The organism is Devosia sp., from assembly GCF_030689745.1.
Lineage (GTDB): Bacteria > Pseudomonadota > Alphaproteobacteria > Rhizobiales > Devosiaceae > Devosia > Devosia alba.
The window spans coordinates 1-8,597 of sequence record NZ_JAUYGL010000121.1 but is presented as its reverse complement, the minus strand read 5'-3'; the positions used below and the strand labels follow the sequence as shown (position 1 = coordinate 8,597).

General features: G+C 49.9%; 9 protein-coding genes. 3 read left to right on the top strand and 6 right to left on the bottom strand.

Annotated elements, in window-relative coordinates:
* The coding region (locus Q8O80_RS10965; protein WP_305579509.1) for a hypothetical protein at positions 1 to 251 on the bottom strand (251 nt) is incomplete at its 3' end.
* Between the two features lie 253 nt (positions 252 to 504).
* Between Q8O80_RS10965 and Q8O80_RS10960 the strand changes: the two genes are divergently transcribed.
* Positions 505 to 948, top strand: a complete 444-nt coding sequence (locus Q8O80_RS10960) for a LexA family transcriptional regulator (protein ID WP_305579508.1) — start codon at positions 505 to 507, stop codon at positions 946 to 948.
* Positions 949 to 959: 11 nt separating this feature from the next.
* On the top strand, positions 960 to 2,264 hold the full coding sequence (gene umuC, locus Q8O80_RS10955; protein WP_305579507.1) for a translesion error-prone DNA polymerase V subunit UmuC: 1,305 nt from the start codon (positions 960 to 962) through the stop codon (positions 2,262 to 2,264).
* Positions 2,265 to 3,019: 755 nt separating this feature from the next.
* On the opposite strand, the gene Q8O80_RS10950 is transcribed toward umuC, so the two are convergent.
* Positions 3,020 to 3,613, bottom strand: a complete 594-nt coding sequence (locus tag Q8O80_RS10950) for a heavy metal-binding domain-containing protein (RefSeq protein WP_305579506.1) — start codon at positions 3,611 to 3,613, stop codon at positions 3,020 to 3,022.
* 443 nt (positions 3,614 to 4,056) lie between these two features.
* Positions 4,057 to 4,866: a hypothetical protein gene (locus tag Q8O80_RS10945; protein WP_305579505.1), complete on the bottom strand. Its 810-nt coding sequence runs from the start codon at positions 4,864 to 4,866 to the stop codon at positions 4,057 to 4,059.
* Between the two features lie 500 nt (positions 4,867 to 5,366).
* Here Q8O80_RS10945 and Q8O80_RS10940 point away from each other — a divergent pair, with 500 nt between their 5' ends.
* Positions 5,367 to 5,741 carry a helix-turn-helix domain-containing protein gene (locus Q8O80_RS10940; RefSeq protein WP_305579504.1) on the top strand — a complete coding sequence of 125 codons (375 nt, stop codon included), beginning with the start codon at positions 5,367 to 5,369 and terminating at the stop codon, positions 5,739 to 5,741.
* 1,061 nt (positions 5,742 to 6,802) lie between these two features.
* Here the strand turns inward: Q8O80_RS10940 and Q8O80_RS10935 are convergent.
* From Q8O80_RS10935 to Q8O80_RS10925, 3 genes are all read right to left on the bottom strand, one after another.
* A complete protein-coding gene (locus tag Q8O80_RS10935; protein WP_305579503.1) occupies positions 6,803 to 7,018 on the bottom strand; it encodes a hypothetical protein in 216 nt (71 codons plus the stop codon).
* Positions 7,005 to 7,961, bottom strand: a complete 957-nt coding sequence (locus Q8O80_RS10930) for a hydrolase or metal-binding protein (protein ID WP_305579502.1) — start codon at positions 7,959 to 7,961, stop codon at positions 7,005 to 7,007. The genes Q8O80_RS10935 and Q8O80_RS10930 overlap by 14 nt, the downstream gene beginning before the upstream one ends.
* Positions 7,962 to 8,083: 122 nt before the next feature.
* Positions 8,084 to 8,597 (bottom strand): YqaJ viral recombinase family protein (locus tag Q8O80_RS10925; protein WP_371136167.1); only part of this gene is annotated, 514 nt, incomplete at its 5' end.

Here is an 8,597-nt window from a genome sequence, read left to right as displayed (position 1 = left end):
TTGCTACTGCTAGCTTTCAACGCTTCCATCAACCCATCCGGCTGGCCACCTTCTGCCAGATGATTTTTGTACCAAATAGTCAAAATCGAAGTGACCACAGGGCCGGGGTTTTGACAGACTTTCGCAAAATCCAGGCCATTGATTTTGCAGATTTGCTTGACGATGTCCATGTCCAGATCGATGGCATCATCATCGCAACGTCGAATTTTGAGATCCGTGAAAGTATAGCCTTCAGGTAACTTGAGAGTCAATAGTGAATCAGTTGGCATAGTCAATTGAAAGGTGAGTGATCAGCAGGTCCAGATTGTCGCAATTTGGCGTTGGTATCACAGTCACAAGACGTTGTGCTTGTCCCCAAAAACCGTGCCCAACGCTGTGTACAACTGTCGGAACAAGTCCTAAAAGTCGCACCAGCCATGGGCTTGATGAGCGTGCTCAAACATTGAGCATTGCAGTGATGAGTGCGATTTTTGTGGCATATACTGTATATAAAATCAGTACATCATGAACCTCGCCAAACTTTCACTTGACCTACCTGTTGCACTCTCGCAGATCCCAACTCTGGTCAGCGTGTTGCCTTGTCGTGTGGCTGCCGGCTTTCCGTCACCAGCAGAAGACCATGCTGTTCAACGTGTTGACTTGATGGCTCAGTTGATCAAGCACCCGCAGGCTAGTTTTTTGTTGCGTGTGCGCGGTGAATCCATGAAGGACGCTGGTATTTTTGATAACAATGTTGTATTGGTTGACCGTGCTATCACGGCTCGTTCCGGTCACATTGTCATTGCCATGGTGGACGGCGAGTTTGTTTGCAAAACCTTTTGGCAGCGAGCCGGACGCATAAAACTTAAAGCGGCCAACGTGACATTCCCGGACATCAATCCTGCCGACGGGCAAACTGTCGAGATTTGGGGTGTGGTGGTCGCCTCCATCAAGCAGTTCAAAGCCTGATTGGACGGACCATGTACGCCTTGGTGGACGGCAATAATTTTTATGTCTCGTGTGAACGGGTGTTCAGGCCCAGTTTGAATGGCAGGCCGGTAGTGGTGCTGTCCAACAACGATGGCTGTGCGATTGCCAGGTCAAACGAAGCAAAAAGCTTAGGCATCAAGATGGGCGCACCTTGGTTTCAAATTCGCCACTTCGAGGAATCTGACGGACTGGTTGCGCTGTCAGCTAATTTTGCACTGTATGGTGACATGAGTGACCGGATGATGAGTCTGGCTGCAGGCTTGGGTCATCGCCAGGAGGTGTATTCGATTGACGAGTCCTTCATTGATCTGGCGGGCATCAAAGGCGACATGACCCTGCGAAGCCGAAAAGTCCGTTATCGCATCCTCAAATGGATCGGTATTGCCTGCGGCATCGGAATTGGCCCCACCAAGACACTGGCCAAGCTGGCCAATCACATTGCCAAGACTGCTGAGCGAAAGCCGGGCAGTTACCCCGATCAGCATGCCCAAGTGTGCAATCTCGGCGATTTGGAACCGAGAGAACGCGATGCATTAATGGCGTCCACTGAAGTGGCTGAGGTTTGGGGAGTAGGTAGACGCATTGGTGCCCAACTTAAGGATGCTGGCATTCATACCGTTCTTGATTTGGCGCGTCTTGATCCGGTCATGGTAAAACGCCGCTGGTCAGTGGTGCTGGAGCGTACCGTGCGCGAACTGCAAGGTACCGACTGCATTGGTCTGGAACACGAGCCACCTGCCAAACAAGAAATTGCCTGCACGCGCAGCTTTGGGCAGGCTGTTATGGACTTGTCTGCTTTACAAGAGGCCGTGACCGAGTTCGCCTGTCGGGCTGCTCAGAAATTGCGCAAGCAAAACGGCCACGCCGGTCAGGTGTTGATATTTATTCGCACCAGCCCCTTTCGGACCCAAGATTTGCAGTATTCACGCTCAACGGTGGTACCGCTTAGGCGACCCAGCAATGACAGTCGGGACATCAATCAGGCTGCGCTGATGGGTTTGCAGGCGATTTACCGACCGGGATACCGATATGCAAAGGCAGGCGTGATGTTGCTCGATCTTCATCCCGCCGATGTCGTTCAGCAGGAACTGGGGTTGGAAGACGATATGCCAGCCCCTGGGGAATGTCGCCTGATGCAGGCACTGGATACGGTGAACCAACGGTTCGGACGCGGTACGTTGGCATTGGCTAGCGCAGGGCTCGCCGGTGAACGGCGGCAGTGGAGCATGAAACAAGAACGACGCACACCTGGTTACACCACGGATTGGGATGGATTGGCTTTGGTGAGGGCGTGATTGATCGTATGCAAGAAAATTCCTCCACTATACGGTTATTTCCGCTATTGATTTTCCCCGCCGGGCATTTGGCTCTAGGGCTAAAGCGCCGACTCCTTGACGATACTCGATATTTGTGTTGGTTACCCACAACTCCTTCAGAAAAAAACATCTTAATATTTGTGCGAGTACCATAAAAGCGTCATCAATAGGCCAAGCAAGGCCTCAACTTTATGCCTTTAATTGAGGAAGAGTCAGAGCCCGAAATTTATCTATACGGCGGTCAAATTAGACGCGGGGTATGCGCTCGTCGAATTGAATCGTAAAGCTTTTCAAAGGTACCGTCCAGTACCCTTGGCGTGTCAAAAACGCTGGAATTGCGCACGGTCAAACCGCCGCCGATCCCAGCCAAGTTGACGCAATAACCGGGTGCGGGCTCACGAGATATTGCGCACTTTTTGGGAAAGTTTAGATCAGAATATTGGCAGTGGAGCTTGAGATCACGGATTCAGACACAAGGCAAGTTATTAAATTACCATCAATCCAACAAGATTATCAATTAACAAATATTTGAATGAAAATCCCCGCAGCAAGCTGCGGGGTATCGGGTACAGAGATTCCATACGGCTCACTTCGTTTCGCCGCAAAGGGAGCGCCCCAAGGGGCGGGGAATATACCCGACCTGATTCAATTTAAAGTTAATGGCTGACAGAGAAGGAAGGAAGTGTTAATAAACTCATCGTCGATATCGAAACTGTGACAGATCAAATATTATTCTAATTTTCAATCTTCACTCCCGTACCGCTGGCTGTTATGCTGCCCCAACTGGTAAAGGTAATACCTCTCTTTTCATAGGTGACATTGAAGATAGCATCGGCGCCTTTGGCTTTGGCTTTTTTGTTGAGGGCCTCGGCTGCTTGCTCTTTCGTAGGCTCCTTATGAAAAGGAGTCAGCTTGTTAACGCAGGCTGCTATTGGTCCAATTTCAGAATAATTTCGACCTCTTAGAAGGTCCTCAGCAATCACGCCTTCAAATCTAACTGGGATTTTAGATGCCACAGTACTTGCGCGAGCAGCTTTAGTCTCTTCAAATGCTTCAATACTAGCAAGTGCTTTGCCGAATGCGCTCACTGCAATACCCCCTAAGAGCCACGATATTATTGGAGAGTCGAAGAACCTAGATTCAAAAACAACACCATAAAACCGATAGTTGAATTTGATAGCAATTCCTCGTCCTATATAAAGCACATCGTCACGCGTCGGCAAATTTTCAGACCATGCGATATGCCAACCGCCGAACCAAAAAGATAAAACCGACACCGCGAGAAGAATTATGGCAACTTGAATTTTTTTCGCGTTTTCATTTGGCATCATTTACTCCTGATAAATAACAAATTACCTTATTGCCATATTGGAAAAGCTAAGCTTCAAACAAAATCTCATTCAGACAAAAGTTCGAGTTAGAGTCAATTGAGATTGTCTGCCGAGCTCCCCTGCAATCTTGATTCACAGAGTCTCTTCGAGAGTGGAAACGTGTCCCTGCAACTGGCTACGTTGCCGTCATTAACTTTGTGCCTGCCTTCATCTTCAGGGCTTTGAGCATCAATGCACTTTGTTCAATCGTTATCGAGCCCAACGCAGGAAACTGCGACGCGCCGCTGGTGGAAGCGCACGGAGTTGAATGTGTTGCAATGATTGCAGCGCCCGCTCCGTCCTAATTGCCTCGTGGTCCTAAGCGCAAGCGCATCACATGGCGTAGGGAGTCACTCTATGGGCGAAATGTCGCGATTTCTTGAGTTAACCTTGAGAATAAGTCAGTTAACTTTCGAAGACTCAAGTTCTGTAAGTTCCTTATTAAGTGTTCCCAATCTCTTTTGAAGTGAGTCTAGTTCTTGACTAATTTCAAACTTCTTCTCACCTGAAATAAGTTCGATCACATTAATCTCAATGCCATCAATTTGTGTTCCAAAAATTCCAGAATACGCAGTAGGCTTGTGCATGCCGGGGCCGGTGAGACCCCATTCTTCAGTAACTTCTACTGAATCACCCGGCTTTATTGGGGGGGTAAAACGCGATTTTTGAATGTAATTTTTCTTTATTAATCCATTCGTTTCGTCACGCAAACTAACTTTCACATTGTATCTGGCTCGGTCAATTTGATATGGGGTTTTGTTTGTTACTGTAAAACTAGGTATCAATATGAAATAATTCCCCAGATCCCTGAGATTGCCGCCTGTCACTTTAGCGTCAAAGTCTTTAATTATTGTTTTTGCCGCATCAGATGCAATTATTTTATCTGATGTATTCTTAATCTCATTTTTCGTATTGATAATATTTTCGCGAATTATCTCACCTTGGACCTCTAATGCGCGAGTGTGAACTTCAGATACTGTTTTGCCATTAAGGGTAGAATAATATTTACCAAGCGTCATGCCTTTTGATTTCAAAATTAACGCAAGATCATTTCTAAACTGACGACGCTCTTCAGGCTGCATTTTTTCAGATATCGCATCGATTGATTTAAAAAGAACACTCGAATTTGAGCCATCAAGCTTTGGCCCACAACCAATAAGCAAAAAACTCATGGCTATGGCTACAGTATTCAAAATATATGTAATTTTCATTTTAAGTTTCCTTGGCTTATTTGAGATTAAGGATATTTCAGACTTCAGAATTAACTCTCCTAGACCATCAAATAGGAGATTTCAACTAGAATTTCACTTGCCGAATTATCAAGACTTGCCTTTTTTATTTTCCATTCTGAAACTGTGTGCGTCTATCCCCCATTTTGGGGTATCGAAATATTGACGTATCTCAATCGAGCTTATTCAGTTTCGTCGCCGTTTGCTTCAGCTTGTCAGCCAGACAAAGCTTGAGCCGGTCCCTCTTGCACCGCGTGCTGAATCGCCGCTCAGCTCATCCGGAAAAAATTCCTCCACCACTGAAACCGGATCGCCTCAGGCACAGCGACAAGAAAACACATCAACCCTCGTTACGTCCCTATGCAGCTTCGCTTTGATGGCGTTTCATCGTCAACAATGTTGTACTTTATAGCTCAAATTGTGCCACACTGTGTTGTATATAACGTCGCGTTGCAAGCCTCATTGTTGGATTCTTTGCGGCTATGGACGTCGCCGCACTCAGCAAGAAACACCCTACAGAAAGCCCAAGCCGCGGCCTCCCCAATGAAGTAACTCTGGCACTGGGCCAAAACATAAAGCAGCTTCGCATCGCGGCCGACAAATCGCAGATTGAACTCGCCATGGACGCCGAACTTGAACGCTCACATGTCTCCCGCATTGAGCGCGGCATGGGCAATCCTTCCTTGTTGACGCTGGCCACCCTGTGCCACTGCCTGGGAACCACGTTGCCGCAACTCTTTGATGGGATCAACGCCACCTTGCCGCCCACCGCGCAAGGCGGGGCGCTGCGCCGCGATAACCAGGCAAGGCACGACAAACCCTCGTCCAAAGGGTCGCGCCGTTCCCCTTTGCGTTAGCTTTGTGTCGCTGGTCAAGCGGCAGGGCCATGGCTTGCCTGATTCGTGGAGTGCGGACTATGCGCGATTTGCCTTTGGCAAGAAGTCGCTTCAAAGCCTTGATGCGCTGCTCTGCCTCGTGCAATGTCATGGAGCCCATGTCGTGCAATCGCATGTCTATGCTCACCGTCCCGTCCACCGTGACGTACACGTAAAGGCCAATATCACCGACAGCCCGGCAGTCGTTGTTCAGGTAGAGTTGGCGATCACCCGGCTGTGCTCCTCGTAACGAGACCCAGAATGCTGATGACTGATTGTCATAGCCGCAATAGTCTTGATCGCCCCAGTAGGCTGGCCCGGTTCGGCCTGCCCAGGCAGCAATCACAATTTCCGTTTTAGCTGATTTTTTCATGGTCAATTCCTTTTGAAGTTCGTGGTGGTCAATGGCTGAAAGATGATGATGGCTCCATCTGGCTATCAATGCCGCATGGGTAAGTCACGTGCTCAGCCAGTGGCCCGAAGTGGTTGGGTGTGCCCAGTTGGTTGAGTGCGTAGTATTTGGTAACGTACGCTTTGACACTCAAGCCAGCAGGTGGAAAGACTCGTGGACTTGGATAAAGCCTGGTCTTGCGAGGCCGACCGTTGCACTTGAGTGCGTAGGCTTTGAGCTCGTGAACCCGAGCCTCAAGCATGGCCTCGGGTGTCAAGTACTGGCGTACCTCCTCCCATGGCCTGTTGGGGTTCTCTTTGTAGAGCTTGGCCAGGGTTGGTTTGTGGTCGGTAGGGGCGCAGACACGGTATTTCAGTCGCCCTATTTGAATCGTGGTTTGCATGGATCGTCATCCGGTTGAACTGTCAGATGTTCCAGGTGTTTACCTAGATTCATGCGGTCAGAATGGTTCATGGTGGTACTCTTTCAATTGGGTTTGGTTTAGTCAGGCAAGACACTGCTTCCAACTTTTTTACGTTAGCCTAGGAAGGTAGGAATCGCTACGGCCTGATTGCCAGGCTCAGTGATGTTTTTCAACAGGGCACTAAAAAGCCCTGACTCGCAGGGCTTTGTGGTGTGAATTGATGTCAATTCAAAAACGCCGAAACTGCGCACGCTCATAACGCTTACGTTCCCAGCCTAATTGCAACAGTAGCCGGGCTTTGGCTCTCTGGTTGTCATAGCTAAAACCCAGAAAGGTTTCACCCTGACTGGTGTACCGATATTCCCAGCCACCGTTGATTTTTTGAAACAAGATCACATCGCCCGATTGCCTGACTGGCTGCTGGCGTTGCTTACTCCCGGCCATTTGACCCCTGACGAGAAATTTGATTGACCGGCGCACCATGACCATTCATCAGCGCAGCTTTCTGATTGAGTTTGTCTGCCAGTCCTGGTTTGGTGCCATTGGTAGGCGTGGTAGTCCCAAATGCACCGTCTGCGCTGTCAAACTCATCTGGATAAAACTCTTCCACAACTGCCGGGCCATCCTCCTCAGATTCCTCAAACGCACCAGCGGCAAAGCCCTGACGAGCTGCTTCGTCCAGTGCGACCTGATCGAACCCGGCCGCTTTGCGAATTTCACACTCTGCCCTGGCACTGGCAATGGCTTCAGCCATGGTCATGCCGGTCTGGACTGTCAAATCAACGTAGTAGATCGGTGCCCGGTGGGACTGGGTGGTGGACTTACCACGCAGACGCAGCTCCAAAGGCAACGTGGACAGATGTCCCCCAGACACGGCATGAAAGTAGCTCAGTCTGGCGGCCAGAGTTCGGATGCTGTTAAACCCTGTGGTCCTGAACACGAATGAGCCGAGTTCGTCATCTTGACCAATTCTCACGTTCAGACGCCCATAGGGCTTGCAGAAACCACCCTTGGCAAGCTCGCACGCTTCAGGTGAGGGGCAAGGTAGGGTTTGCACTCCGGCGGCCAGTGAGCGCCTACAGGTGTCCCCATTGCCGACACACATTGGCCTGCCAGTTTGCCGATCAAACAGGCTGTAATTGGCCCGAAGATTGAGTTCAGGGTCATCAAACAGCAGCCGCACCGCAATGGCTCGCAGTTTTGCATTTGGCTCTTTACGCAGGGACTCGTTCATTGGATGATTGACCCAGCCGTCCTTGTTCTGAACCTGTGAGGTGATCGTGAACGAGTCGTCTTTTTCAGGCAAGCGTTTTCCATTTTTTTCCACCACTTTGCCGATGGCAATTCGGCCAATGGCCGGGGGCGTTAATGCCAGTCCTTTGAGCATGATGTTTCCTTTAAATTTTGAACAGGCCTACCCCCTTCAATCCGCTTGGGGGCAGGCAATAAAAAGCCCCAGCGGACTGGGGCGTTGGTTTCTGGCATTGACTTAGGCTTGAATGCTTTGATTTACCCGTTCACAAGAAACCGCCTTGAGCCCGGTTTGACCAGGTTGTAGCGGCTCAACAGATCGGGCTGATCTTTCAGAAGAGTGGCGGTATCAAGCCCTGATCCGTCCTTGCTGCGCTTCCATGTGACATCACCGGTTTCAAACAGCACCTTGGTCGCGTCCCCCATGCGCTGCTGAATGCGCTGTTTGAGCTGGGCTTCAAGCAGCGAGTTTTTGGTCAGCACGTCCCGCACAGCCAACAGGTCAGAAAACACCGCAGACATTGACAAGTCGTCCGATAAGTCAAGGGTCTGGCCACTGTCACGCGGGTACAAGCAGCGCAGGGCCACATCGGCAGAATCTGAACCGTCGGCAGGGGGGGCCGTGTCAGTTTCAACGTAATGCCAAAAAGCGCGTTCCAACTCGATCAGTTTGGCGATCATGGCCTCATCGCGTTCAATTCGGTGAACCTGAAGGTCTTGACCACAGATCAGCACGGCCACATCGGCAGCTTGCTTTCCCGTCACGGCCAGC